The sequence below is a fragment of the Pseudomonas sp. B20 genome (assembly GCF_020515755.1).
GTDB lineage: Bacteria > Pseudomonadota > Gammaproteobacteria > Pseudomonadales > Pseudomonadaceae > Aquipseudomonas > Aquipseudomonas syringae.
In genome coordinates, this window is sequence record NZ_JAHPJG010000004.1 from 316,880 (window position 1) to 343,543 (window position 26,664).

Below are 26,664 nucleotides of genomic sequence, written 5' to 3' on the forward strand. Positions count from 1 at the left end.
TGGCGATCCAGCGCAACGCTGGCGCATGCAGCTGGCGCAGCGCGGGTCGTTGCTGGTGTTTCTGGCGATTCTGCTCGGCTTTGCCGTCAGTGCGCCTAACTTCCTCAGCATCGGCAACATCAGCAACGTGTTCGCCCAGTCAGCAACGCTCGGCATACTCGCGCTGGGCCTGACCTGCGTGGTTATCGGTGGTGGTTCCAATGTGGTCAGCGGCGGCCTGGACCTGTCGCTGGCGGCCAATCTCGGTCTGTGTGCGGCCGTTTACAGCAGCCTGAACAATGCCGGGTTCGATGCCTGGCAAGCGATTGGCCTGACGCTCGGCTGCGGCCTGTTGGTCGGCGCGTTCAACGGCCTGGCGGTGGTGTTTTTACGCTTGCCGCCGTTACTGGCGACGCTGGCGAGCATGAACCTGATTGCCGGGCTTGAGCTGGTGCTGACCCAGAACACTGTGCTGGCGACCGACTCGGCATTGCTGGACAGCCTGGCGTCCGGCGTCTGGCTGGGTGTTCCAGCGCTGGCCTGGGTGCTGCTGGGAGTCGCGGCGCTGTTGTGGCTGTTGATTCAGCACAGCGCGTTCGGCCTGCGTCTGTACGCCATTGGCGAATACCCGCAAGCAGCCGAGGCGGCCGGGTTGAATCTGCGGCGCTATGTGTTTGCCAGTTATCTGATTGCCGGTGGCTGCGCTGCACTGGCTGCATTCTGTTCCGCAGCGTTTTTCAGCGGCAGCACGACCGGTTCCGGCGACATGTTGTTGTCAGTGGTGGCCATTGCCTTTCTTGGCGTGGTGTTCTCGCGGCGTCTGACCGCCAACATTCCCGGCACGCTGTTGGCGACGCTGCTGCTGGGCTTTTTGATCAACGGCTTTCAATTGCTGAACATTTCCAGCTTCTGGGTCAACGGCGTGCAAGGCGTGTTGATTCTGTTGGTGGTGGCATTTTCCGGGGCATTCGGCCGCCGGGAGGGTGAACAATGAGTACGCTGACCCTGAGCACCTCTTCGACGCTGGTCAAGGTGCTGCCGCGCCTTTTGCCAGCGGTCCTGCCGCTGTTGGTGCTGATCATCCTGCTGTTTTTCGCGATCAATGCACCGGGCTTTCTGAGTTGGGGCAACCTGTCGAGTCTGGTGCTGAACAACTTCGTGTTGCTGGCCATCGTCGCAATCGGCATGACCTGGGCTGTTGCGGCTGGCGGTATCGATCTGTCGGTGGGAACGGCGCTGGACTTTGCCAGCCTCGGTTTCGTGGCCACGCTGAATGGAGGTCATGGTCTGGGCGCGGCCATTGCGGTCGCTGTGCTGGCAGGGGGCATCGCCGGGGCGTTCAACGCGATGCTGATCGCCGGGCTGCGCATTTCGCCGTTTCTGGCGACGCTGGGTACGCTGTTTATCGGCACCAGCGTGCAACAGTTGTTATCCGACGGTGGCCAGCCGATCTATATCGCTCAGGGCGTATTACCGGGGATCAGCGCTGTGTCGATCCTCGGCGTGCCATTGCCGCTGCTGGTGGTCGGGTTGCTGGCAGGGCTTTACGGGCTGATCCTGGCGCGCGGACGTCTGGGGCGTGAAATCCTTGCCCTGGGCACGCAGCCGCAACTGGCGTATTACTCGGGCCTGCCCACGCGACGCATTGCCGTGCAGGTCTTTTTCGCCAGCGCGCTGGCCTGTGCGGTGGCGGGTATCCTGCTCAGCTCGACGGTCAACGCCTACGTGCCGATGTCAGGCAACGCTTACCTGATCAATGCCATCGGCGCCGTGTTCATCGGTACGACGCTCAGTCGTCAAAGGCGTCCGAATATTCCGGGCACACTTTTGGGTGTGCTGTTCATCAACATGATCGCCAATGGCCTGTTGCTGATCGGCTGGAACTTCTATTGGCAGCAGGTTGCGACCGGGGCGCTGATCTTTCTGGTGCTGGTGTTCAGTTTTACCAGTCGCCACCTGCTGCGTAACGCGGCGTGAGTGCTCTTTACGCGTTGCCTTTACCGCTGCCGATCTGCCAGACAAACGGCGGCTCGGTGCCGTTGATGCGCCAGTCACCGACAATACGCGCCTTGTAGATCAGCGGATTGTGCGATGCCGCTGTGCGCGCATTACGCCAGTGGCGATCCAGCGCCTTGTTGACGCTGACACCTGAAGCGCCCAGTGCGTTGAACAGATCGCTGGCAGCGCGCAGCACCAGTTCCGAGACGATCACCTGGGCCTTGGCGGTCTCGATTTCCGCGGCGATATTGGCGTCTTTTTCCCGCTGTGGGTCATTGCCGAAGCGTGCCACGTACGCACGCTGCAACGGCTCGGCGGAGCGTAGCGTTGCAGCCTCTGCGGCGTAAACCTGAGCGGCGATCTGACCGACCACTTGCTGTACTTGTGAGTCCTGACTGACGCTCCCGGCGTTGCCATGGCTGAAGACGCGTTTGCGATCGAGCACTTCCTGAGCGATGTCGCGTTCGACCGCTCGACCAATACCGGCCAGCACCGCCAGCAGCACCAATTGATAAAACGCCGTCTGGTATTTGAAGCGTTGCTCGAACGGTATGACGTGTGTGGCCGGCAGCGGTACGTTGTCGTAGACCGAGGTGCCGCTGCCTGTAGTGCGCTGGCCGAACCCGTCCCAATCGTCACTGTGACGCACGCCGGCATGCCTGGCGTCGACGATCGCGATCACATCGGCGCCGGTATCGGAGCGCTGGGCGTAGACGTCTATCCAGTCGGCAAAGATGCTGCCGGTGCTGTAAAACTTGGTGCCATTGAGCACGAAACCATCGCCTTGCGGGCTGACCTTGGTAATCACATCGCCAATTTTCACCGCGCCGACTTCGGTCCAGCCGTTGCCGACCAGATCCCCGGCCACAAAGCGCGCGAACCATTGATCACGGTCCGCGCCGGGTGGTGCATTCAGGCGGTCTTCGACGAAGGCGAAATGCGCGCGCAGGGCTTGCGGAATGTTCGAGTCGGCTTCGGCCAGCTCGATCAGCAGTTGAAACAGCTGGGTGATCGAAGCACCCGCACCGCCATATTCGGTGGGTACACGTACAGCGCCGAAACCGGCTTTCTGCAGCCAGGCAATCGGTTCATGGGGCAGGGCGCGGGCTTTTTCGCGTTCGACGCTGCCAGCGCCGATCTCACGGAAGATCGGGCGAAATCGGTTGGCCAGGGTTTCGTAATCGGTCCCCAGCGAGAGCGGGTTTGAGCCGGTTGTTTGAGTCATGCAGTACTCCTGAGCGCGAAGAGATCGGCACGAGGGCCGGTGGAAGGTTCGCCGGACTCTCTGCATGCTTTGTGCCTTAATGTAACCGACTGATTTTAATGATTTATTTTTTGGATGATGGTTTTCTTGTTGATCAGCCAACAGTGGCATGAGCGCTGGCTGGCAAATCCCACCGCGTCGTCAGCCATGTCGGCACCTCATGAGCCCTGAAATACCTGTGTCTGCACTGGATGCGCTGTGAGTGCGCCGCTGTTCGGCCAGCAACAGCGATCGAACATTTTGCGCTGCAGGGTGCGGCCATTCAAGAGCGTTGCTTCGCAACTGACTGCTTTTAAAGAGAAATATTTTTCGGCACGGGCTGTGCAATGTTCAGGGTCAAGCGTGTTGAGTGTTTTCAACCTGTCGCCAACGAGCAGGAGCCTGTCCATGAGTTTTCCTTCCTCCCTTTCAACTGCCGCACCTCCCGCAGCGCACGTCATTGGCTCGGACGCCGAAGCCCTTGAAGTGGCCAGAGCATTGGCCGGTCGCTTCGCTGAAGAAGCTTCAGTGCGTGATCGCGAACGGCGTCTGCCAGTCGCCGAGCTGGATGAGTTTTCCGCCAGCGGACTTTGGGCCATTACCGTACCCAAGGCCTACGGCGGTGCGGGCGTTTCCTATGTCACCGTCGCGGAAGTGATCAAGCTTGTTTCTGCCGCCGACCCTTCACTCGGGCAAATTCCGCAGAACCACCTGGGCGTGCTCGATATCCTCTTGCAGACCGGCACCGAGGAGCAGAAGCGCCACTACTTCGGCAAGGCGCTGGCGGGCTACCGCTTCGGCAATGCGTTCTCCGAGTCGAAAAGCAAGAACGCCGGCGCCTTTCAGACCCGGATTCGATTCGATGGCGAGCACGCAGTGCTGGACGGCGAAAAGTTCTACTGCACCGGCGCACTGTTCGCGCACATCGTGCCGGTTTCAGGCGTCAACGAGCAGAGTCAGGTGTTCATCGCTTTCGTCGAGCGCGACAAACCGGGGCTGACCATCATCTATAACTGGGACGGTTTCGGTCAGCGCACCACGGCCAGCGGCGGGGCTGTTTTAAAAGCCGTTCGCGTACCCTCGAGTGCGGTGATCCCGGCGCATCGTGCTTTCGACGAACCGACTGCCCATGGGCCGATTTCGCAGATCATTCAGGCGGCGGTGGACACCGGCATTGCTCACGGCGCGTTCGAGGAAACCCTGAAGCACGCCCGGCTGGCCCGACCATGGATCGACAGCAAGCAGGATTTCGGCTGGCAGGACCCGTTCAGCATTGCCGCCATCGGCGATTTGCAGTGGCGGCTGCACGGCACCGACGCGATCCTCGCCAAGGCCGGGCAGGCCATCGACCATGCCCTGGCCGAACCCAGCGAAGCCAGCGTCGCGCAGGCCTCGGTAATCGTCGCCCAGGCCAAGGTGCTGTCGGCGCAGATTGCCTTGCTCGCCAGCACCCAGCTGTTCGAACTGGCCGGCACCCGCTCGGTGCTCGGCAAATTCAATCTCGACCGTTACTGGCGCAACGCGCGGACCCACACGCTGCATGACCCGGCGCGCTGGAAATACCACCTGATCGGCAATCAGGTGCTCAACGGTATTGCACCGCCACGTCACGCCTGGAACTGATCAAGGAGTATGCCCATGACGCATCCCGCTATCACCGCACAACTGGCGTTCGCCACCGAAGACCTTGATCAGGCGCGCCAAGGCCTGCGACACACCCTCGATTACCTGCGTGAGCACGGTCAGCCCTGGTCGCTCAGTGGTCTGCAGCGCGTGGTCGATGACCCTTATGTGATCAGCAAGGTCGGGGACCTGCAGATTCGTCTGGACGTCGCCGCCGCGCTGCTGGAGCGCGCCCGGCGGCTGGACGCTTCCGCCGAGCAACGTCTGATCGCCAGCAGCGAGGCGGTCATTGCCAGCGCCGAGGCTTTGCAGGCGGTGGGCAACATTCAATACGAATTGACCGGGCAGCGCTCGTCATTGCCAGCCCCGGCCGGTCGTGAGCCGCTGCGCTGGCACTATCAGGTTATCGGCAATCAACGCCTCAACGGCGTGGTTCCGCCACAGCTTCAGGAGTAAGTGCATGCCTCGCCAAATCCGCCTCAACGCGTTTGACATGAACTGCGTCGGCCATCAATCGCCGGGCCTCTGGGCGCATCCGCGTGATCGCTCCTGGCAGTACAAGGACCTCGAATACTGGACCGATCTGGCGAAAATTCTCGAGCGCGGCAAGTTCGATGGTTTGTTCATTGCCGATGTGCTGGGTATTTACGACGTCTATCGCGGCAACGGCGAGGCGGCGATTCGCCAGGCCACTCAGGTGCCGGTCAACGACCCGTTGCAGCTCATCCCGCCCATGGCGCTGGTGACTGAACACCTGGGCTTCGGCCTGACCGCGTCGCTGTCGTTCGAACATCCCTATCCGTTTGCCCGTCGCCTGTCGACGCTGGATCACCTGACCAAGGGGCGCGCAGGCTGGAATATCGTCACCTCGTATCTGGAAAGCGGCGCGAAGAACCTGGGCCAGAAAACCCTCACCGAACACGACGCGCGCTACGACTACGCGGAGGAGTATCTGGAGGTTTGTTACAAACTCTGGGAAGGCAGCTGGGAAGACGGCGCGATTCTGCGTGACCGGGAGCGCCGCGTATTCAGTGATCCGAGCAAAATCCACGAGATTCGCCATGTCGGCAAACACTTCCATGTGCCTGGCATCCACTTGTGCGAGCCGTCGCCGCAACGCACGCCTGTGCTCTATCAGGCTGGCGCATCAAGCCGCGGCAAGCAGTTCGCCGCCGAGCACGCCGAATGCGTTTTCGTTGCAGCCCCCTCGAAAGTCCTGCTGAAAAAGACCGTGGCCGATATCCGCCGGCGCACCGCAGAGGCTGGTCGCGACCCGTCCAAGGTGCTGATTTTCAATTTGCAGACGGTGATCCTCGGCGAGACGGATGCCAAGGCCAGGGCCAAATTCGAGGAATACAAAAGCTGGGTCAGCTATGAGGGCGCGATGGCGTTGATTTCCGGCTGGACCGGCATCGACTTCAGCCAGTTCAAGCCCGACGAACCCCTGCGCCACGTTCACACCAATGCCATTCAGTCGGCCGTCGAGACTTTTTCCACGGCAGACCCGAACACCATATGGACGCCGCAGGCACTGGCCGATTGGGTCGGCATCGGTGGCTTCGGCCCGCTGTTTGTCGGCAGCCCGGAAACCGTGGCCGACCTGTTGCAGGAGTGGGTTGAAGAAACCGACGTCGACGGGTTCAACCTGGCGTACGCGCTGACCCATGAAACCTTCATCGATGCGGTCGAGCTGTTGGTGCCGGAGCTTCAGAAGCGCGGCGTCTACAAGACCGAATATGCCAAGGGCACGTTGCGCGAAAAGCTGTTTGGCGATGGGCCGCGCCTGGAAGCGGGGCATCCGGGTGCCGTATTCCGCGACCTGGCTGCGCTGCAGCGCAACCGGCAAACGGAAAGTGCCTGAAGTGTGATGACTGTCGTCGCGCAGGCGGCCGGCACTCCCACACGGGAGCGTGAGGAACGATAGTCCTGTAACTATCGTGCCCATGCTCCGCACAGTACCGGTCACAACTCCAGCTTGTAGCCCACCCCGTACAGCGACTGGATCGGGTCCTGACCCGGGCAGGCCTGTTCCAGTTTGCGGCGCAGGTTGCGGATGTGGCTGTCCACGGTGCGGTCGGTCACTACGCGGTGATCCGAGTAGAGCCTGTCCAGCAAGTGGTCACGGGAGAAGACCCGGCCCGGTGAGCGGGCGAAGGTCGCCAGCAGACGCAGTTCCACCGGGGTCAGGTCCAGGGTGACCCCGTTGAACGAGGCCTGGTAGTGCGCTTCGTCCACCTGCAAACCCTTGGGCGTGTGCGTCTCGCTGGAGGAGCTCCGACGCAGGATGGCTTTGACGCGAGCGACCATCTCCCGTGGGCTGAACGGTTTGCAGATGTAGTCGTCGGCACCGAGGTCCAGGCCGAGCAATCGGTCGATTTCCTCGACGCGTGCGGTGATCATCACAATGGGCACGTCGCTGAAGCTGCGCAGTTCCTTGCAGATGTCCATGCCATCGCGGCCAGGCAGCATGATGTCGAGCAGGATCAGTTGTGGCGCGTTCGCTCTGACAGCGGGCACAACGTCTAGCCCGTTACTCAGGCAGTGGGTCGAATACCCGGCCGCGATCAGATAGTCGCGCATCAGCGACGCCAGCTTGGGCTCGTCTTCGACAATGAGGATCGGTGTTTCGAGGCTTGCAGCGGTCATGGGCGCAGGTGTCCTGGCAGGCACAGGGTCAGCCAGAGGCCGCCTGTAGGCGAGTGGTCGGCGCTCAGGGTGCCGCCGTGGGCGAGGGCGATGCTGTGACAGATCGCCAACCCCAGACCCGCACCGCCGCTGGCGCGGTTACGTGAGGTTTCACCGCGATAGAAGCGTTCGAACAGTCTGGGCAGTTGCTGCGGGTCGACGCCGGGGCCGGAATCCATCACATCGACGCGCACTTCATCACCCTGCAATGCGGCACGCACGTGCACTGTGCCACCGGCATCGGTGTAGCGCACCGAGTTTTCCAGAAGGTTGCTGATCAATTGCTGCAGGCGTCCTGGGTCTGCGTGCACCGGTAGAGCTCCGCCAGCAAGCTCCAGCTGCAAATGCAACTGACGGGCTGCGCAACGCTCTTCGAACATGTCAGTGATATTCGTCAGCAGCTCCGCCAGATCACAGTCGACCTTGCGGTAGGTCAGGGCGCCCACATCCGCCAGGGACAGCTCATACAGATCATCCACCAGCTTGCTGAGCATGCCGACTTCGCCCTGCAGGGACTTCATCGACGCCTGATCCAGTGTGCGCACGCCATCCTCGATGGCTTCCAGTTCGCCACGCAGGACCGACAGCGGGGTGCGCAGCTCATGGGACACGTCGGCCATGAATTCGCGGCGCATCTTCTCATTGCGCTCCAGGGTGTACGCCAGCTGGTTGAAGTCGCGCGCCAGTTGACCGACCTCGTCGTTCGAGGAAACCGCCACGCGGCTGGCGTATTCACCTGCGGCAAGGCGATGGGTTGCCGCAGCCACACGCTTGACCGGATCGAGCAGGGTGCGCGCGATCCACCAGGCAATCAGCACCGCCAGCAGCAGCGACAGCACACCCATCGCCAGGCTGGCGCGCAACTGGTACTGCTGAAAGCGCTCGCCACCGGCTTCGCTGACACTTTGAAAGGGCGTGACCGCCATCCAGCCGACGATTTTGCCGTCGACTTCCACCGGGCGCATGAACTCATCGTCATGGACCCCTGGAAAGCCCATCACCAGGTTCTTCTGCGCATCCAGCAGCGCGATCCGGAACACCGCGCCGGTCAGGTCGGAGGTAGGCGGTGTCGCCAGCCCGGGGATGGCGAAATCCTGTGCCGGCTCCGGACGCATCACTTCGAACCAGCGATCCTTGTTGTCACGCATGAATTCCCAACTGCCTTCGCGCGCATAGGCAGCGGCCAGCCGTGGCAGGACCGGCGACATGCGCTGCATGGCCTGTTCGTTGAGGTAACCCAGAAAGCCGCGGGCAAAACTCCAGTTCGCGGTCAGGCCCATGATCAGGATCACTGACAGCACGCTGGCCAGTACCGCGACAAAGAGTTTGGTGGAGATGCTCGATTTCATGAAGGCTCGGGGTTTCCCTGAAGACGGCGTCCATTTAGGCCTTCGCGACGGCAAGTTTCAAGTGAACGCGGCAATCTTCAATTTTCCTGCACATTTGCCTCGCACTCTGACGTCAGGCTTTCGCCACAACGTCCTGAGGCAATCATGTCGAGCAAGATTTTCGCCAAATACCTGATGACTTTGACCTTTGTCATCTACGCAGCCCTTATCGGTCTTCTGAGCGGTTGTTCAGACGGCAATGCGCCGCCTGCTGCGGAGAAACCGACCGTGTCGGTGGTCACCGTCAAACCGCGCAGCCAATCGCTGACCACCGAGCTGGCGGGGCGCACCAAAGCGTTCATGGTTGCCGAGATACGGCCTCAGGTCAGTGGCATCGTGCAGCAGCGACTGTTCGTCGAAGGCGCCGAAATCAAGGCTGGTCAGCCGTTGTACCAACTCGACAGCGCGACCTACCAGGCGGCTCTGGCAGAGTCGCAGGCCACGCTCGCCAAGTCCCGTGCCACGCTCAAGTCCGCACAGGCCACCGCCAAACGCGATGTGCAACTGGCCAGGATCGATGCCATCAGCCAGCAGGATAAAGAAGACGCCGAGGCCAGCCTGCTGACTGCCGCCGCCGAGGTGAAAGTGGCGGAGGCCGATGTGCAGACCGCACGCATCAATCTGGCTTACACACGGATTACCGCGCCTATCAGCGGCCGCATCGAGACCTCGACGGTGACCCCCGGTGCATTGGTGGTGGCCCAGCAGGACACCGCGCTGACCACGGTTCAGCAGCTCGATCCGATTTACGTCGATGTCACCCAGTCCACCACTGAGTTGCTGCGTCTCAAGCGCGACCTGGCCAGCGGCAAGCTGCAAACCAACAGCGACGGGGAAGCCCGAATCACCCTCAAGCTGGATGACGACAGCACCTACAACCAGGATGGCCGCCTGCAATTCAGCGGCGTCAGCGTCAATGAAGGCACCGGCACGGTGACGCTGCGTGCCAGCTTTGCCAACCCGGAGCGGTTGTTGCTGCCTGGCATGTACGTGGTGGCGGTGCTGGAACAGGCGCAGGATCAGAATGCCATCCTGATACCGCAAAAGGCCGTCACCCGCAGTGCCAGTGGTCAGACCACGGTGTTGCTGGTGATTGACGGCAAGATCGAGCAGCGGGTGATCAGCGTCGACCGCACGGTGGGCAACCAGTGGTGGGTGAGCAGCGGGCTCAAGGCCAATGATCAGGTGGTGGTCGAAGGCGGACAGAAAACCCCTGTAGGCACCGAGGTTACCGTGCAGAGCGCTGACAACGCCGATTCGCCAGCGTCTGGTACTGCGGCCACTGCCGCTACCGTGAAGGAGGGCTGAACATGGCTCGTTTCTTCATTGATCGGCCCATCTTCGCCTGGGTCATTGCCATCTGCATCATGTTCGCCGGCGGGCTGTCCATCAGCCAGCTGCCACTTGAGCAATACCCCAATATCGCGCCGCCGACGGTAAAGATCTCCGCCACCTACACCGGCGCATCGGCCAAGACGGTCGAAGACTCCGTCACCCAGGTCATCGAGCAGCAGATGAAGGGGCTGGACCGGCTGACTTATATGTCTGCCTCCAGTAGCTCTGCGGGCAGTGCGAGCATCAGCCTGACCTTCGCCGCAGACACCGACCCTGACGTGGCGCAGATGCAGGTGCAGAACAAGCTGCAGCAGGCCGAGTCGCGCCTGCCGCAAAGCGTGCAGAGCGAAGGCTTGACGGTGACCAAGGGCAGTTCCGACTTCCTGATGCTGGTCGCCCTGGCCTCCGATAACGAAAGCGTCACCGGTACGCAGATCGGTGATTACATTTCCAGCACGCTGCTCGATCAACTGAGCCGTGTGGATGGTGTCGGCGACGTGCAGACCCTGGGGTCGGGGTACGCGATGCGTATCTGGCTGGACCCGGCGAAGATGGAAAAGTACTCACTGATGCCCTCCGACATCAGCTCGGCCCTGGAGGCGCAGAACACCGAGGTCTCGGCAGGCCAGTTGGGGGCCTTGCCCGCGGTGGAAGGTCAGCAGTTGAATGCGACCATCAGTGCCCGCAGCAAGCTGCAGACGCCCGAGCAGTTCGAGAACGTGGTCGTCAAATCTTCCAGTGACGGCGCGGTCGTGCTCTTGCGCGATGTGGCGCGGGTGGAGCTGGGCAGCGAAAGCTATGACATCAACTCGGCGCTCAATGGCAGGCCTGCTGCGGCGATGGGTATTCAGCTGGCCTCAGGCGCAAACGCGCTGAGCGTTGGTGAAGCGATCAAGGCCAAGCTCAAGGAACTCGAACCGTTCTACCCCGCGCAAATGCAACTGAAAACAGTCATTGCCTATGACACCACGCCATTCGTGAGCCTGTCGATCAAGGAGGTGGTGAAGTCGCTGGGTGAGGCGATCGCGCTGGTGGTGCTGATCATGTTTCTGTTCATGCAGAACCTGCGCGCCACGCTGATTCCGGCGATTACCGTGCCGGTGGTGCTGCTGGGCACGTTCGGCGTGCTGGCGCTGTTCGGCTATTCGATCAACACGCTGACCATGTTCGCGATGGTCCTGGCCATCGGCCTGCTGGTCGACGATGCCATTGTGGTGGTGGAAAACGTCGAGCGGGTCATGGGCGAAGAGCACCTGAGCCCGCTGGAGGCGACCCGCAAATCAATGGATGAAATTACCAGCGCGCTGATCGGTATCGCGCTGGTGCTGAGCGCCGTGTTCATTCCGATGGCCTTTTTCAGCGGTTCCACCGGGATTATCTACCGGCAGTTTTCGGTGACCATCGTTTCGGCCATGCTGCTCTCGGTGCTGGTTGCAATGACCCTGACGCCAGCGTTGTGCGCAACGATGCTCAAAGCCTCGGATGCGCAACTGCACGCAAAGCGCGGTGGCTTTTTCGGCTGGTTCAACCGCACGTTCGACCGCAGCGCCGATCGCTATCAGCGAGGCGTGGGCGGAGTCATCGAACATCGCGGACGGGGCCTGCTGGTGTATGCGCTGGTGCTGGTGGTCATGGCGGTGGGTTACGTCAGCCTGCCCACCTCGTTCCTGCCGGATGAAGACCAGGGCGCGCTGATGGCGCAGATCCAGCTGCCGGTGGGCGCTACCGACAGCCGTACGCAAGCGGTGATGCGGCAGTTCGAGGCTTACATGCTCAAACAGCCGGAAGTCGAGGCGTTGATCAGCATTTCCGGGCTGGGGATGGGCGGTAACAGTCAGAACACCGCCAGGGCGTTCATCAAGCTCAAGGACTGGAGCGAGCGGTCCGGCAAGGAGCAGGGTGCGGCGCAGGTGGCACAGCGCGCGACGCTGGCCCTGGCGAGCATCGGCGACGCCAGTGTGTTTGTCATGCAGCCCCCTGCGGTACGGGGCCTGGGGCAGAGTTCGGGGTTCGATGTGCAACTCAAGGACCTTGGCGGTGTGGGGCATGAGGCACTGGTGGCGGCACGCGAGCAGTTTATCGAGCTGGCGAGAAAGGACTCGAGCATGCTGGGCGTGCGCAGCAACGGCCTGGACGACACTCCGCAGTTGAAAGTGACCATTGACGACCGCAAGGCCGGAGCGCTGAGCCTGTCCACCAGTGACATCAACTCGACCCTGTCCACTGCGCTGGGCGGCAGCTACATCAATGACTTCCTCAATCAGGGGCGAGTGAAGAAAGTCTATGTGCAGGGCGAGGCTGCTTCGCGCATGCAATCAGCCGATCTGGACCATTGGTTCGTACGTAACAGCAATGACGAAATGGTCCCGTTCTCGTCGTTCGCCAGCAGCAGCTGGAGCTATGGTTCGCCGTTGCTGGAGCGTTACAACGGCAGCTCGTCACTTGAAGTGGTGGGCGATCCTGCGCCAGGTGTCAGCTCGGGCACGGCAATGGATGCCGTTGAAGCCATCATCAAGCAACTTCCCGAAGGCATCGGTTACGAGTGGACCGGGCAGTCCTACCAACTGCGCCTGTCCGGCTCCCAGGCGCCAATGCTCTACGCCATTTCAGTGCTGTTCGTGTTTCTCTGTCTGGCAGCCTTGTACGAGAGCTGGTCGGTGCCGTTCTCGGTCATGCTCGTGGTGCCGCTGGGTGTGGTCGGCGCGGTACTGGCGACGCGGATCAGTGGCTTGAGCAATGACGTGTACTTTCAGGTGGGCTTGCTGACCACGGTGGGACTGGCGGCGAAAAACGCGATCCTGATCGTCGAGTTCGCCAAACATCTTCAGGAACAGGGCAAAAGCCTGCATGAAGCGACCCTTCTTGCCGCCCGGCAACGACTGCGTCCGATTCTGATGACTTCGCTGGCGTTCATGTTCGGTGTGCTGCCGCTGGCCCTCAGCAGCGGTGCAGGCTCGGCCGGGCGTAACGCGATCGGCACGGGCGTACTGGGCGGCATGTTCAGCGCCACCGTGCTGGGGATTTTCCTGGTGCCGCTGTTCTTCGTGGAAGTGCGTCGCCGCTTCAGTCGTTCGTCAGGCAATGCTCCGGCGGCTCAACCCACATCTACAGGTGAAGCATGATGCGTCTCTTCTGGCCTTCGCTGGCTGTCACGGCGCTGCTTGCGGGCTGCGTCAACCTGGCCCCGGATTACCAGCGCCCTGAAGCGCCGGTCTCAAGCCAATGGCTGCCAGCGAAGGCTGGCCAACCGGCTGCGTCGGGCAGTGTGCCCACGGATATCGAATGGCAGAATTTTTTCATCGATAACCGCCTGGTGCGCCTGCAGAACCTGGCGCTGGTGAATAACCGCGACCTGCGCCTGGCCAGCCTCAACGTCGAGAAAGCGCAGGCGCAATATCGCATCGAACGAGCGGCGAGCCTGCCGACCATTGATGCCAGTGGCAGCGGCACGCATACACGCACGCCGTCATCGACCTCGATGACCGGAAAGTCGTCGATCAGCCACGAGTACAGCGCGCAGTTGGGCTTGAGCAGCTATGAGCTGGATGTGTTCGGGCGTATCCAGAACCTTCAGGACGAGGCGCTCGAAGATTACCTTGCGTTGACCGAAACACGGCGCAGTACGCAGATCAGCCTGATCGCCGAAGTGGCGACCGGCTGGCTGACCCTGGCCGCCGACAACCAGCTTCTGAAACTTGCCGAAGACACGCTGGCCAGCCAGCAGAAAAGCTACGACCTGACCAGAAACAGTCATGCGCTGGGCGGTTCTTCCGGGCTGGAAGTGGCCCAGGCGCAGACAACGGTCGAATCGGCGAGGGGCGATGTGGCGCAATATAAAAGCCAGATTCTTCAGGACCGTAATGCCCTGCGTCTGCTGGTCGGCAGCGATCTGCCGGAGGAGCTGCTGCCCGATGCCGACATGCAGTCGGTGGCGCAATTGGTGCAGGTGCCGGATGGCCTGCCTTCCAGCCTCCTGCAACGTCGCCCGGACGTGCTGAGTGCCGAACACACACTCAAAGCCGCGAACATCGATATCGGTGCAGCGCGTGCGGCGTTCTTCCCCAGTATCACCCTGACTGCCAGTGCAGGCTCTTCCAGCACCAGCCTCTCAGGTCTGTTCAAGTCCGGAACCGGCGCGTGGAGCTTTGCGCCGAGTATCAGCGTGCCGATTTTCGACGGCGGCGCCAATCGGGCCACGCTTGACTCGGCCAAGGTCGAGAACCAGATCCAGATTCAGACCTATCAGCAGACGATCCAGACTGCATTCAAGGAAGTGGCCGATGCCTTGGCGGTGCGCAGCACGCTGGATGAGCGGCTTGCCGCGCAGCAGGCCTACACCGATGCCAGTCGTAGAAGCTACGAACTGGCCGACGCCCTGTACCGCGGCGGGTCGCAGAGTTATCTGGAGGCACTCGAGTCGCAACGCTCGCTGTACAGTGCCGAGCAGGACCTGATTTCCCTGCGCCTGACAGAGCAAAGCAACCGGGTCACGCTCTACAAGGTCATGGGCGGCGGATGGAATCGGTGATGGTATTTTCTACTAGCCTTTGAATAATCGCCGGGCCTAAACGTTTTACCCTTGCCCACAGTGCGGCCACTTTCAGGTTTGCACTGTGGTTTTGATCCTTCATGAACAGGAGTTCTCATGAAACCCTCCCAGCCGAAGTACGCCCACGCCTTGTTGCTGCTGGTCACTTCACTCAGCATTCAGACGCCGGCTCTGGCCCGTATGGCATCCGCGGCGACCGCCGACAATACAGCCCGGCTTGCAGTGGTCAAACCGGTCAGCAATTGTGCTGCACTGAGCAGCGTGGAACTCAGTGACATCGGCGGGCAGGGCAGTCGTGTGCTGGCGGCCAGTGAGTCGACCCGTGATGGTGTTGCGGTGTGCGCCGTGGAAGGCCAGCTGGCGCCGGAGATCAATTTCAGGCTTGAGCTGCCAACCGGCACCTGGGAGCAGCGTTACCTCCAAGTCGGCTGCGGCGGATTATGTGGCAACGTCAACTCGACCGTGCGCGCCGCTGATGGCTGCACATCCCTGAGTACTGGCGCATTCGCGGTGGCGTCCACCGATATGGGCCATCAGGCGGCAGACGAGCATTTTGGCGATGACCCGCAAAAGCGCGCCGATTTCGCCCATCGTGGTGTGCACCTCACTGCGCTGGCCTCGAAGAAACTGATCGCCGCGTTCTATGGCCGCAAAGCAGAATACGCCTACTTCAGTGGCTGCTCGGACGGCGGTCGCGAGGCGTTGATCGAAGCACAGCGTTATCCGGACGATTTCGACGGCATCATTGCCGGAGCCCCGGCGCTCAACTTTCAAGTGCAGAAAACCCTGTATCACGGCTGGATGGCGCGCTCCAACCGCGGCGCAGACGGCAAGCCTATCCTGCTCGCCTCACGACTGCCGTTGCTGCACAAGGCCGTACTTGACCAATGCGATGTGCTGGACGGACAGATTGACGGCCTGATAGCGGATCCGCGTATCTGCCACTTCGATCCCGCCGCGCTGCAATGCAAGGCGTCGGCCGACCCCGCCACGTGCCTGAGCGCAGAGGAGGTGGCCACGGTCAGACGCTTTTACGAAGGCCCGAAAGACGCAGCCAGTGGCGAGCGGTTGACCCAGGGCGGCCCGCAGCCGGGCTCGGAATTGGCCTGGGCTGGCGTGTTCGTGCCGATCAGCGCCGATCAGACTGTGTACAGCGAAAAGGCGGCGCTGGAGGCCATTCGCAATGTCGTGTTCGAGAAGAACCCGCCTGCAAGTTTCGATTTGAATGCGCTGAACTTCGACGAGAAAACCTTTGATCAGCTACGCCCGCTGCATGCGCTATACGACGCCACCAACCCCGATCTCTCGCCATTCGCCAGCCGCGGCGGCAAGCTGATCCTCTGGCACGGCTGGGCCGACCCGAACGTCTCACCGCTCAACACCCTGGCGTATCACGAGGCGCTTGAGGCTGAGATGGGCAAGAGCCGCACCGAGGCATTCTCGAGGCTGTACATGCTGCCCGGCGTCTATCACTGCGGCGGCGGGGAAGGGCCAAGCCTGGTCGATCTGCTGACACCGATCATGGCCTGGGTCGAAAAAAGCCGGGCCCCGGACGCCATAGTTGTCCGACAGGCAGGCCCCGACAAGGCCGGCAACAGGCAGAGACCGCTGGCACAGTCACTGCCGGCGTCCATGGTCAAGGAAAACGTGGGCAATCGCGGACGTACTCGCAAGGTCTTCCCGTACCCGTTCATGGCCGAGTACGACCACAAGGGCTACGCGAAAAACGCAAACAGCTACCAGCGCGCCCAGCCGCTGACCACAGAAAAAACACCACAATGGATGGGCAGCGGGTTCTTCAAACCCTATACGCCCCTGGAACATCAGGCGCAGTAGCTATTGCAGCGATACAGCGTGGGCGAATTATTTTCTCCTCGTTCTTGACATGGCATGCGAACCAGTACAGAATTGCGTCCATTCCTGAGCGAGGAATTGAAAAAAACCCTTTAGATTCAATGGGTTGGAAGCCAAAGAAATACAGGTTTCCCGCGAAATCAAAACACGTTTGATGTTCAAGTGAAGCATCTTTCGTTTGAGGCCGAGTAGCAAAATGGTTATGCAGCGGATTGCAAATCCGCCTACGCCGGTTCGATTCCGACCTCGGCCTCCACTATTCAAAGCCCCGCAGATTAACGTCTGCGGGGTTTTTTATTGGGCGCAGATTTGTATTTTTCCATCTGATCAGGACAACTCCGGGACACTGAAATCATTCATAGGCACCGCGCTCAGCCAGGAAAAGAACTGGCTCATACACGATTGGAAAGTGGCGCGAGTTGCTTGAGTGGTCTATTAATTTCATGTGTGTTTTAACGAGGGCTCAGCCTTGGTCGGTAGAATTTCTGATTCCGAACTTCATGAAATGCGGATTCGCAAGTTGCAGAACGACATCGCCGATTCAGAGCGTCTCGGGATGACTGTGAAATTCATGCACCTGTCCGCCCTGACGACCACCAGTCGGGAGCATCATATCGAACGACATGGCGAGTTATTCACGGGGCAGCAGATGCTCGATTGGTGGGCAGAAGGTGATAACCGCGTGCGCTGTCGATGCGCATGCACCCCGGTACTTCTGGACAGGCAGGGAAGGCCAATGACGCCTGACCTGATAGCCAATGCCAAAATGGAGTTGAAGAACTTCAAGGATTCCTGAGCTTTCGTTTGATGTTTTTTGCGCAATTGACACGTTTCTGCAGATCCGATTCCCACCTGTGCTCCCACCATTCAAAAGCCCCGCAGATTAACGTCTGCGGGGTTTTTTATCGGGCGCGATGAAAGTGATGGGTTCCGAAAGCCGAGCTCAGCCGCTATTTAAAGCGGCTTGCGTTGATGTAGCCGTATTGGTTTTGCTGATAAATCGTGTAGGGCAGGAGCAATGTATCTGCGATGCCTGATAAGCCCATGTCCAGTAAAACCCACTCAGGCGCATTGGTCTTCTGATAAGCACTACTCTGTTTGGGCTCGGCGTTCAGTTCACAGAAATCGAGCATAACTCCGCTGTAAACGCGCGGAATGGAGGAGCAATTTGATTTCCAGTCAGTGAGCTTTTCACCTGCGACGGAATCGGGTCTAAACGTGGTGTTGATCGTTCCGCATCCGGTCAAGGCAAGTGCCAGCAGTAGCATGCCATGGGTTTTCAGATGAAACCTGCCTGACGGTTTTTGCTCTACGAAACTCGGCTTCATAACAACGTTCCTTGTATTTTCGATGCGTTTAGGACGGCAGTTCAGGCGCATGAGGCACATACGTTGCAGTGCCGTGTGAACGGTGCATAGTTCTTCCCTGCAGATGCTATGGAGACCTACAGCACGATTATTGCTTGGCAAGGCTATCCAGCCTGTCAGGCTCAATCGAGGTAAGTCCCATGAGCAAACCCCTTGTCCGCTGGCCGATCGATCCGCGCAGAACGGCGGTCATCGTTGTAGACATGCAAAAGGTATTTTGTGAGCCCACCGGGGCGTTGTACGTAAAAAGTACTGCGGACATCATCCAGCCTATCCAGAAGCTGCTGCAAACCGCGCGGGCTGCGCAGGTGACGGTGGTTTATCTTCGCCATATCGTGCGCGGCGATGGTTCTGATACCGGGCGCATGCGTGATCTTTATCCGAATGTGGACCAGATACTGGCACGGCATGATCCGGACGTTGAGGTTATCGAAGCGCTCGCGCCTCGGCCCGGTGACGTGATTGTCGACAAGCTGTTTTACAGCGGCTTTCATAACACGGACCTGGACACCGTGCTGCGTGCGCGGGATGTCGATACGATCATTGTCTGCGGTACGGTCACCAATGTGTGTTGTGAAACCACGATCAGGGACGGGGTTCACCGAGAATACAAAGTCATCGCCCTGAGCGACGCGAATGCTGCGATGGACTACCCGGACGTCGGGTTCGGCGCTGTTTCAGCCGAAGAGGTACAGCGAATATCGCTGACGACGATTGCCTATGAGTTCGGCGAGGTAACGACGACCGCCGACGTCATCGAGCGTATTGCAAGCGCCTGAAAACAGCGGGTCGAATGTGCGCAATTCTGGCCCGTTTTTTCATACCTGTGCATTCAAACCATGCGTTCTGTTTCAGACCATTTGATCCGGCTTTAACCGTCGAACCAGCTAACTGCTTGTATGAACGATGAATTCTTCCAGTGGCATGCTTTCTGCTCTTGCCTCGCTGATCTTCACCCTTGTAGGTGAGCCTTTTCAGCAGCGTGTCAGCGAGAGGAAACAGCCGTATGACTCTGCACTATGTGCCCATTATCAACCTGGCCCCTTATTTTTCAGAAGACCCGGACGGCAAGGCCGCTGTAGCCAAAGCAGTCAATCAGGCGTGCAGGGACATCGGGTTTCTGGTCATCACCGAGCATCAGATTCCCGGAGAGCTTATCGACAGGGTCTCGCGTTTGACCCGCCAATTCTTTGATTTGCCGCTGGCGGAAAAGCGCAAGGTAGATCGGCCCAGCCCGGAGATGGTGCGGGGGTACAGTGCGGTGGCCGAGGAGAGCCTTTCCTATTCTCTGGAGGAAAGTGCGCCGGGGGATCTCAAGGAGTCTTTCTCCATCGGGCCGAGCGATGTGCCGGATGAAGATTATTATCACAATGCCCAGGCCGGCTCGCACTTCGCACCGAATGTCTGGCCTGCGCAAAACCTGCTGCCCGGATTCAAGGAGGCTTATCAGGCCTATTTCGATGCCATGAGCGAATTGGCCCAATCGCTGATGCGCCTGTTTGCCCTGGCATTGGAACTGGATGAGTGTTTTTTCGATGACAAGATCGACCGGCATATCAGCATGTTCCGCAGCCTGAGTTATCCGGATATCAAGACCGAAGTCGAGGCTGGCCAGTTACGCGCGAGTGCGCATACCGACTACGGCAGCCTGACCATCGTGCGCCCCGATAACGCGCTGGGCGGCTTGCAAGTACGTAATCGTCAAGGCGAGTGGGTCGATGTGCCGTATGTCGAGAATGGTTTTGTGGTCAACATTGGCGACCTGATGATGCAGTGGACCAATGACCAGTGGATTTCCACGCTGCATCGAGTGGTCAACCCGCCGATGACCAGCGAGCAGGACAACCGTCGACAGTCTCTGGTGTTCTTCCATCAACCCAACTACGACACGTTGATTCAATGCCTGCCAGGCTGCCTGCAGCCTGGCGCCACGCCTCGGCATGCGCCGGTCACATCAGGCGATCATTTGCTGTCCAAGTTCGTCAAGCAGACCACTTTTGGCGGCAGCAAGGTGGCCTGATATGAACTCATTGTCTTACGTCAATGTGTTCGCGCAGGACATCGTCCGCCTGAGCACGTTCTACTCGAACCTGTTCGGCTTTCGCGAAATCGAGGCTATCAGGTCACCAATCTTTCGCGGGCTGGACACCGGCAAGTCCTGCATTGGTTTCAACGCACTGGATGCGTACGAGCTGCTTGGCCTGGAAGCATTTGCAGGCAGCACGGGGTGCAGGTTTTTGCTGAACATCGACTTGTCCGACCAAGCCGAGGTGGACCGACTCGTGCCGCTGGCAGTGGCGCAGGGCGCGAAACTGATCAAGGAACCGTACCTGACCTATTACAACTGGTATCAGGCCGTGCTGCTGGACCCTGAGCAGAACGTCTTTCGCATAAACGTGATGCTCTGAAACGCTGCTGCCGAGTATGGAGTGGCGAGCGGGCTAGCTTCCCGCACCCTTGTTTCAGGGTTTTACGGAAAAATCTACTCGCTGAACTGCTAGCTATTCCGTTCATGAAAGCAGGTCTTCAATTGGGTAACAGGCAAGGTATGCCTGATTTAATAATTGAGGATAGGGACATGAGTGAATCTGCTGACGCGCAACCCAAACACGGTATGGTAATCAAACCTGAGTCCCGTGGTTCTTATGCTATATCGCAAGGGCTGTTGCTGGAATGGGAGGTGGTCGCTATGGAAGGAGGCAAAAACTTTCCAGACCCGACATTTGGTCTTGCACACGACTTCCCTGGCATCGATGAGCCTATTAATCTCGATCCGCTTCCGTCGGCGCCGCCGCTGGCTGACCCGCCACAAGACGGGCTCATACTGTGTGGAGGGCAAGGTGATCGGCGGAAATGCTTGAATTACACGGATAGTGAGATCGTTGAAGAAATAAAAATCCTGAAACCGACAACGAAATCCACCGGCTGGCCCCGAAAGCCTGTGAGCGGCGGGGAAGAATTTACAGTAACGTGGAATTATGCCGCCGAGCATGTGACACGCGGATATCGATGGTTTATTACCAAGGAAGGCTGGGACGATAGCAAGCGTATTACCCGGGAGTCTTTCAAGGAAAAGAACCATGTCATTGATAAGCACTTCACAGCAGACGGTCAGGACGGGTTGATGTGGAGCGATATCTCGGATTTGAGTCCTTTCGATCAGCACCGTGATAAGCTTCAGCCGAAAGTCATTACAACAGCAAGACTACCTAAAGGTAAGCGCGGGCATCATGTCATTCTTCTTGTCTGGATCGTAGCCGAAACCGATAAAGCATTTTATCAGGCGTTTGATGTCGATTTTGTAGCGTAAAATCTCTATCGGTTAGATAAGGCAGCATTAGAGTTTTATGCTCTCCCGGTTATGCCTGGCACATGCACGTGAATTGCTCGATGCAAGTAATGAAGTTTGAAGCTCGGCATGTGCCTTCATCCGTAACTTTCCAGACAGGAAGTCAGTGTATGAGTGATGACATCGTGTTCACACTAGTGGCGGGCGGGTTTCAAGCCAGGCCTTATGCCGGGTTGCCGACGCAAAGTTTTAATATTTTACTGCAGGGCGATGGTTCTGTGGGTATTCGAAATCAATATGAAGCTGTGGTGGTCTCCATGACGACATCCAGCATCTGGGCATCCACCTACGTCGGTAATCAGGCTCAATCTTTTGTTATGAAATTTTATTCTGATGGCTCGTGCGTCTTTCATAGCAAATACTATCCTGTTGTTATCGAAATGACAGATTCAGGCATACAACCCAAGGCGTTCGTCGAGGGTGACCTGGCTCAGCGGTTTAACCTGGTGTATCAGGGGGATGGCTCAACGGGTATTCGCAAGTTCAGTCAGGTGTTCAATACTCGCGAAAGGTTAAACGATCTACACGGCTCACTGGAAGCCAGTGTTCAATTTGCCCAGAGTCAGATTTTTCCTGCCACGCCCAGGGCTGGTGATAGCCAGCCTTATCTAACGGCGAAGCGGAAAGCGTTACTGATGGTAAAGCCGCAAGGCAGCATCACTGCCTTGAAGGTGACGGTTCTTGACAGTGACGGTGGTGTGCTGGGCTCTTTAAATTTGAACAAGCCCCATCAGCTGCCCGTAACAGCCTATCACGCTGAGTCACCCACACGTGACCTGGATTTCAACGCCTCGACAGGGGCCGTACACGTACTGAAAGAATGCAGTGAGATCAGTCAGCTGAGTGACCCTTCAGGTGCATTTCTGCGCGAGCAACTGCAACAGTATGAACAGATTGATATTGAAACCAAAGACGGTAGTCGGGTGGATGAGATTTATCTGCCCGCCTGCACGACCTTTAATGGGAGCGTAGTCAACGTCCATTCAACTGCGGACGGTCCATTGACCGTATTGTTCAGTGGGCGGCGATTATCCGTCCAGAAAGGCGAGTCCTGTCGATTCAAATGTTTCTCAGGGGCGTGGATCAGCGACGTCGAGTGGGGAAACAAAGCACTTGTCTATGCAGAGAATACCTGGAGCGTTGTGATTCCGGCACAGTGGATCAAGCCGGGTATTACCATGCACTTTGAAAGTGACCACGCCAGCGGAAGGTTGACGACTTTACAGGTCAGTGGAACTACCGAGCTTCTGATCAACACCATCGACATCGGGATGCTGGTCGTGCCACGTAATAACTACCCATTTGCCGTTAAACCTGAGTTGCACCGAGAGTATTTCCAGACCATTCCGGTCACGCGCATGGTGGTTAATAATTATGAATCGCTTTACTTGAGCGAGGTCATGTTGCCAGACGGTACGTTGCTGACCGATTTTGATCCGAGCGAAGGAGGATGGCATACCGGTACGATGCGCCAGAGAATCGGCAAGGAGTTGGTCTCACTGGGCATCAACCATGCCAACTACGGCATCAACTGTTTTGAAGGTGAGGCGGAGTGGACGCCTTACGTCACTGCTCAACTTACCGCGCATAACAGCCGTGGAAAATACGCTAACGGTATCCAGGTGCACGGCGGGTCGGGCGGGGCAGGGATGGTCACTCTCGATAGCTCAACGGGTAATGAATTCAGTCATGAGCTGGGGCACAATTACGGGTTAGGGCATTATCCCGGAGGCTTTGACGGCTCAGTGCACCAGGACGCCGACGGTCCCAATTCAACCTGGGGCTGGGACATGGATCTAGACTTGTTTTTCCCTAATTTCAGACCTGATATCAGCCACGCAGAAACATGCCTTGAGGGCAGATGCCAAGCACCATTTTTCGGACGATCCTTCGGAACGGATACAATGGCCAGTGGATCCCCCATGTCGTTGCTAAATCAGTTTACGTTACACACGCCTTACACGGCGGCCATCACACAAAAGTTTCTCGAGAGTAAACCCGTCTTCGCTCAGGACTCATCCACCGGTTTTCGTCAGTGGGACCCTGATAGCAAATGTATGGTGCCCTATTCTCACAGGGTGGACATAGTCAGGCCGACACTGGCATCCAACGACGATTTAAGTGAGGAGACTATTTCAATGCTGCTTAGCAAAAGCATGCTGGTGAAGGTCTCTATGGCGGATGGTAACTGGAGCCCATCCATTCATATACCACGGGCGTCACCGTCCAACAAAAAAAGTATTGTTGCTATCGACAGCAACGCTGGATATGGCAGCCAGCTCACTATCAACGGGCAGTTAATCCCCGTCTCGCGTGGTTTTGCAAAAACCTACCTGTCCAGCGGCTATGCCTGGAATGAATGTATATTGCTGGACGGTGAGATGCGTCGTGTGACAGTCCCCAATAGTGAATTGAGTCAGTCGGATTTGACGGGCTTCTTGAATAAATACCACGTGGTAAGTATCGCAATGTGGGACGGGAACTGGGCTGCATCCATTCAGGTTCCTCCTGCGTCACAGACCAATAATAAATGCATCATCATTGTTGACCAGCAAGCGACGTATGCCACCGAGCTTACAATAAACGGTTTACTAACCCCGGTGCTTAAAGGCACCGTATTGTATTTTATGTCGGACGGTTTACGGTGGAATTATTATACTCAGCTCGCTGACACCAGTATCGAACGGTCGCCACAGGCCTTTGGCGTTCCGGTCACGACAATCGTCGGCTATTACGACCCACACACAGAATTAAGGAGCTACGTTTACCCTGCCTTGCACGGCGCCTATGGATTTCTTTACGCAGACGACAGCGCAACGCTTACCACTACCGATTGCCAGTTGTGGGTAGCATCGCCTACAGAAACGCTACGCTTCAAGCTCGATAATAACCGCATCAGAAGCACGGTCATGAACGCGTTTCATATCAATGTTGCGCAGTCTTCGCAGCGAAGAACAGTCACAATCGTATGCGATGGAAAGACAACGGCAGAGCGCATCATTCATCCGGCTGAGGTGCCGCTGACGTATACCGTCAATGGTGAGTAAGGTACAGGTGCCCACGCTGAAGGATGGCAATGCACGTGTGAATTGCGGACCACGACTGTTGTTGCGGATCAAAACAAAAAGGGCCTACCCGGCAAAATACCCGGTAAGCCCTTCATATATGTGGTGCCCCGAGCCGGGGTCGAACCGGCACGTCCAAAGGACGAGGGATTTTAAGTCCGTAAATTTATCCTTTATAAACAGATGGTTAGCAATAATCCTGCACCGCATGACACGTTAGTTACCTGCCTTGCAGCCCTTTAAATTCAAGGGGGTAAAAATAATTGCGGTGCAGAATTCACTTGGTTGGAGTGACTTTTTTCCCGATCCTTTTGCGAATGTAGTTCTCGGTCATCACCACGGTGGTGTGCCCGAGCTGATCGCGGGCTTGAAGGATATCGCCGCTCGACTCAGCCTTGTCCGTGCCGGCTTTCGCTCGCAGGTCTCGCATCTGAAATTCTCCCTTCTCCACACCGGCCGCCTCGCGTGCCGCGTCAAATCTTCCCCGCAACATACTGCTCGTCATGGGCTGGCCGTTATCCATGACGATCAGCCTCGATGTGCGGATCCTGTGTCCTTCCTTTCTGGTCATAATGCGGTCAATGACCACCTTCAGCTCACCTGTAATTTCAATCCTCCTTTTTGCATCCGTCTTGCCTTGCTGAACCCATAGCCGGCCGTCTCGTATATCGCGCTCATCCATTTTCAGCGTGTCCGCGATCCGTTGCCCGGTCAGATAGAATAGGTCCAGAGCATCGCGCAACGGCTGTTCTGCGTGGCTGTAAACCAGAGCAAACATTTCGTCCTCTATGTAATGGTCTCGCCCAACTTCCTTGTGACCCTTGACGCCCGCGCATGGGTTGGCCAGCGCCGTGTAGCCGGCGCTCCTTGCAAAATTCCAGATAGCACTCAGTAGCGCTTTCTCCCTGTTTGCTCGTACAGGGGCAGTCTTGCCGCGCTGGCGCAGGTACTGCACGACGTGTTGAGGCTCGATCGCTTCCAGCGGTGCTGGCGGATCGTCGAAGAACTTCATAAGTTGCTTCAGCTCCCTGGCATTGTCTTTCTGTGTTGCCGGGCTTTTGGTGGGCACGACCTCAGTCATGTACTTCTCCGCGACGTACGCGAAGGTCAGTACCTGCTGCACGAGAGCCGAGGATGTTCGGCTTTTCTCTAACTTGGCGTACTCGACGATCGCGATGCCATAGTCAGAGCCAGGTGGGATTTCCTTTCGCGGTGAACCTCCGATGTCATAGTAGTAATAGACGACCCCGCTGCGCTGTTTACGCTTTCTGAGCCGTGTGACGCTGTCGGGATTAATCGGCTTTCTTCCCATTTATCCCACCAGCCGTGGCTGCCATTTAGGTTTGCCTGCAGTCGTGGTGGTCACGGCTTCGCCAGTCAGCGCCGATGCAATGACGCACGGCCAACCACTTCTTTTAATCGTGTGCCGAATCCCGTTTCGCTTTAACACTGTTATTTGCCCGGCTTTCGTTTTGGCACCGGTCAGGGTGCATACCTCTTCGTGCGACAGAAAGTGAATTTCGTCCATTAGTAGCTCCTGCAGTCCGCTCAGGACTGCCATTTTTAGATATGAAATGAATGCGGGCCGCGCTGGGCGGCGGAAGGGGTTATAGGTTGACGGTGAGGCTGTTGGGGTCGAACGGTTTGCCATCGGGGTCTGGCACAAGTACGGGTGCGTGCTGACGGATGAAGTCGTCGAAGCATTGAGGGCAGTAAACGGCGCGGGTCGTAATAAGCTGGCCGTGCCCCTTGCAATCGCAGTTCGGACACTTGATCGCAGCAGGGATGATGTAGGCCATTTGCATGGTAGGCATGTGTAGTCCTCGCCCGCCGATCGCCGGCAGGCTCTGTAGGGAAGGGGATATCAGGCAGTTGCCTCTGATCGCTGCTATGGTCCACGCAGCCAGCAGGAGCTGGGGCATCACCAAGGAGAGGTCATGAAATGCACCACAACGGCGGATGAGGTTTACGGTCCGCGCAATGCCAGGCTCGGCAGGCGGGCGGTGGACGGCAATATCTGGTCGGAAACAACGATGATTTTCAGAATCATCGATGACTGGGTCTACTCAATGCACGAGCAGTACTTGGGCAGACTCAAGTACGGCATGGCGATGACTGACAGGGGAGAGCTGATCTTTACGATTATGTAGGGCGGTTTGATTTGTCAGGCCAGCCGAGCGGCATACCGTCGTCCCGCATCAGGTGAGGCGGAAGGTCTTCACGCAGACA

Annotated in this window: 24 protein-coding genes and 1 tRNA gene; 17 read left to right on the plus strand and 8 right to left on the minus strand. The window is 58.3% G+C overall.

The window, feature by feature from the left end:
- Positions 1 to 25: 25 nt before the first annotated feature.
- Both LIX91_RS06470 and LIX91_RS06475 read left to right on the plus strand, forming a co-directional pair.
- Entirely contained in the window at positions 26 to 973 is a 948-nt protein-coding gene (locus LIX91_RS06470; protein ID WP_103697110.1) for an ABC transporter permease, read from the plus strand.
- Positions 970 to 1,956 (plus strand): ABC transporter permease, encoded by a 987-nt coding sequence (locus LIX91_RS06475; protein WP_226488183.1) that lies wholly within the window; start codon positions 970 to 972, stop codon positions 1,954 to 1,956. The genes LIX91_RS06470 and LIX91_RS06475 overlap by 4 nt, the downstream gene beginning before the upstream one ends.
- A gap of 7 nt (positions 1,957 to 1,963) precedes the next feature.
- On the opposite strand, the gene LIX91_RS06480 is transcribed toward LIX91_RS06475, so the two are convergent.
- Positions 1,964 to 3,202: an acyl-CoA dehydrogenase family protein gene (locus LIX91_RS06480; RefSeq protein WP_226488184.1), complete on the minus strand. Its 1,239-nt coding sequence runs from the start codon at positions 3,200 to 3,202 to the stop codon at positions 1,964 to 1,966.
- Positions 3,203 to 3,399: 197 nt separating this feature from the next.
- Positions 3,400 to 3,630: a hypothetical protein gene (locus tag LIX91_RS06485; protein WP_226488185.1), complete on the minus strand. Its 231-nt coding sequence runs from the start codon at positions 3,628 to 3,630 to the stop codon at positions 3,400 to 3,402.
- Here LIX91_RS06485 and LIX91_RS06490 point away from each other — a divergent pair.
- The 3 genes from LIX91_RS06490 to LIX91_RS06500 are packed head-to-tail and all read left to right on the plus strand — an operon-like array spanning position 3,629 to position 6,704.
- A complete protein-coding gene (locus tag LIX91_RS06490; RefSeq protein WP_226488186.1) occupies positions 3,629 to 4,843 on the plus strand; it encodes an SfnB family sulfur acquisition oxidoreductase in 1,215 nt (404 codons plus the stop codon). The genes LIX91_RS06485 and LIX91_RS06490 overlap by 2 nt on opposite strands.
- Before the next feature lie 15 nt (positions 4,844 to 4,858).
- Positions 4,859 to 5,299, plus strand: coding sequence for an acyl-CoA dehydrogenase (locus LIX91_RS06495; protein ID WP_226488187.1), 441 nt, complete (start codon positions 4,859 to 4,861; stop codon positions 5,297 to 5,299).
- Between the two features lie 4 nt (positions 5,300 to 5,303).
- Positions 5,304 to 6,704: an LLM class flavin-dependent oxidoreductase gene (locus tag LIX91_RS06500; RefSeq protein ID WP_226488188.1), complete on the plus strand. Its 1,401-nt coding sequence runs from the start codon at positions 5,304 to 5,306 to the stop codon at positions 6,702 to 6,704.
- A gap of 101 nt (positions 6,705 to 6,805) precedes the next feature.
- Here the strand turns inward: LIX91_RS06500 and LIX91_RS06505 are convergent, their stop codons facing one another.
- Positions 6,806 to 7,489 carry a response regulator gene (locus LIX91_RS06505; RefSeq protein WP_003314799.1) on the minus strand — a complete coding sequence of 228 codons (684 nt, stop codon included), beginning with the start codon at positions 7,487 to 7,489 and terminating at the stop codon, positions 6,806 to 6,808.
- Positions 7,486 to 8,877, minus strand: a complete 1,392-nt coding sequence (gene baeS / locus LIX91_RS06510) for a sensor histidine kinase efflux regulator BaeS (RefSeq protein WP_226488189.1) — start codon at positions 8,875 to 8,877, stop codon at positions 7,486 to 7,488. The genes LIX91_RS06505 and baeS overlap by 4 nt, the downstream gene beginning before the upstream one ends.
- 144 nt (positions 8,878 to 9,021) lie before the next feature.
- Between baeS and LIX91_RS06515 the strand changes: the two genes are divergently transcribed.
- The 6 genes from LIX91_RS06515 to LIX91_RS06540 all read left to right on the plus strand — a co-directional run bounded on the left by LIX91_RS06515 (position 9,022) and on the right by LIX91_RS06540 (position 17,450).
- Positions 9,022 to 10,224, plus strand: a complete 1,203-nt coding sequence (locus LIX91_RS06515) for an efflux RND transporter periplasmic adaptor subunit (RefSeq protein ID WP_003416981.1) — start codon at positions 9,022 to 9,024, stop codon at positions 10,222 to 10,224.
- A gap of 2 nt (positions 10,225 to 10,226) precedes the next feature.
- On the plus strand, positions 10,227 to 13,373 hold the full coding sequence (locus LIX91_RS06520) for an efflux RND transporter permease subunit (RefSeq protein ID WP_226488190.1): 3,147 nt from the start codon (positions 10,227 to 10,229) through the stop codon (positions 13,371 to 13,373).
- Positions 13,373 to 14,779 (plus strand): efflux transporter outer membrane subunit, encoded by a 1,407-nt coding sequence (locus tag LIX91_RS06525; RefSeq protein ID WP_226488204.1) that lies wholly within the window; start codon positions 13,373 to 13,375, stop codon positions 14,777 to 14,779. The genes LIX91_RS06520 and LIX91_RS06525 overlap by 1 nt, the downstream gene beginning before the upstream one ends.
- Positions 14,780 to 14,896: 117 nt before the next feature.
- Complete coding sequence (locus LIX91_RS06530; protein ID WP_226488191.1) at positions 14,897 to 16,636, plus strand: tannase/feruloyl esterase family alpha/beta hydrolase; 1,740 nt, start codon at positions 14,897 to 14,899, stop codon at positions 16,634 to 16,636.
- Between the two features lie 200 nt (positions 16,637 to 16,836).
- Positions 16,837 to 16,910 (plus strand) — tRNA-Cys (locus LIX91_RS06535).
- Between the two features lie 249 nt (positions 16,911 to 17,159).
- Positions 17,160 to 17,450, plus strand: a complete 291-nt coding sequence (locus tag LIX91_RS06540; protein WP_032698585.1) for a hypothetical protein — start codon at positions 17,160 to 17,162, stop codon at positions 17,448 to 17,450.
- Between the two features lie 154 nt (positions 17,451 to 17,604).
- Here LIX91_RS06540 and LIX91_RS06545 read toward each other — a convergent pair whose 3' ends face one another.
- Entirely contained in the window at positions 17,605 to 17,982 is a 378-nt protein-coding gene (locus LIX91_RS06545; RefSeq protein WP_003410800.1) for a YceK/YidQ family lipoprotein, read from the minus strand.
- Positions 17,983 to 18,161: 179 nt separating this feature from the next.
- Between LIX91_RS06545 and LIX91_RS06550 the strand changes: the two genes are divergently transcribed.
- From LIX91_RS06550 to LIX91_RS06570, 5 genes are all read left to right on the plus strand, one after another.
- Positions 18,162 to 18,800, plus strand: a complete 639-nt coding sequence (locus tag LIX91_RS06550) for an isochorismatase family protein (RefSeq protein WP_103688588.1) — start codon at positions 18,162 to 18,164, stop codon at positions 18,798 to 18,800.
- Between the two features lie 227 nt (positions 18,801 to 19,027).
- Positions 19,028 to 20,041 carry an isopenicillin N synthase family dioxygenase gene (locus tag LIX91_RS06555; protein ID WP_003410796.1) on the plus strand — a complete coding sequence of 338 codons (1,014 nt, stop codon included), beginning with the start codon at positions 19,028 to 19,030 and terminating at the stop codon, positions 20,039 to 20,041.
- A 1-nt stretch (position 20,042) separates the two neighbouring features.
- Positions 20,043 to 20,429 carry a glyoxalase gene (locus LIX91_RS06560; RefSeq protein ID WP_226488192.1) on the plus strand — a complete coding sequence of 129 codons (387 nt, stop codon included), beginning with the start codon at positions 20,043 to 20,045 and terminating at the stop codon, positions 20,427 to 20,429.
- Positions 20,430 to 20,569: 140 nt separating this feature from the next.
- Positions 20,570 to 21,331 (plus strand): lytic polysaccharide monooxygenase auxiliary activity family 9 protein, encoded by a 762-nt coding sequence (locus LIX91_RS06565; RefSeq protein WP_032702914.1) that lies wholly within the window; start codon positions 20,570 to 20,572, stop codon positions 21,329 to 21,331.
- Positions 21,332 to 21,480: 149 nt separating this feature from the next.
- Positions 21,481 to 24,417, plus strand: a complete 2,937-nt coding sequence (locus LIX91_RS06570) for a M66 family metalloprotease (protein ID WP_226488193.1) — start codon at positions 21,481 to 21,483, stop codon at positions 24,415 to 24,417.
- A gap of 295 nt (positions 24,418 to 24,712) precedes the next feature.
- Here LIX91_RS06570 and xerC read toward each other — a convergent pair whose 3' ends face one another.
- From xerC to LIX91_RS06585, 3 genes are all read right to left on the minus strand, one after another.
- On the minus strand, positions 24,713 to 25,747 hold the full coding sequence (gene xerC, locus LIX91_RS06575; RefSeq protein WP_226488194.1) for a tyrosine recombinase XerC: 1,035 nt from the start codon (positions 25,745 to 25,747) through the stop codon (positions 24,713 to 24,715).
- The gene (locus LIX91_RS06580) at positions 25,748 to 25,963 is read right to left on the minus strand and encodes a DUF4224 domain-containing protein (RefSeq protein WP_226488195.1); all 216 of its coding nucleotides are present in this window, start codon (positions 25,961 to 25,963) and stop codon (positions 25,748 to 25,750) included.
- Between the two features lie 79 nt (positions 25,964 to 26,042).
- A complete protein-coding gene (locus tag LIX91_RS06585; protein ID WP_410524746.1) occupies positions 26,043 to 26,249 on the minus strand; it encodes a hypothetical protein in 207 nt (68 codons plus the stop codon).
- A gap of 123 nt (positions 26,250 to 26,372) precedes the next feature.
- Here LIX91_RS06585 and LIX91_RS06590 point away from each other — a divergent pair, with 123 nt between their 5' ends.
- Complete coding sequence (locus tag LIX91_RS06590; RefSeq protein ID WP_226488196.1) at positions 26,373 to 26,585, plus strand: hypothetical protein; 213 nt, start codon at positions 26,373 to 26,375, stop codon at positions 26,583 to 26,585.
- The last annotated feature ends 79 nt before the right edge of the window (positions 26,586 to 26,664 follow it).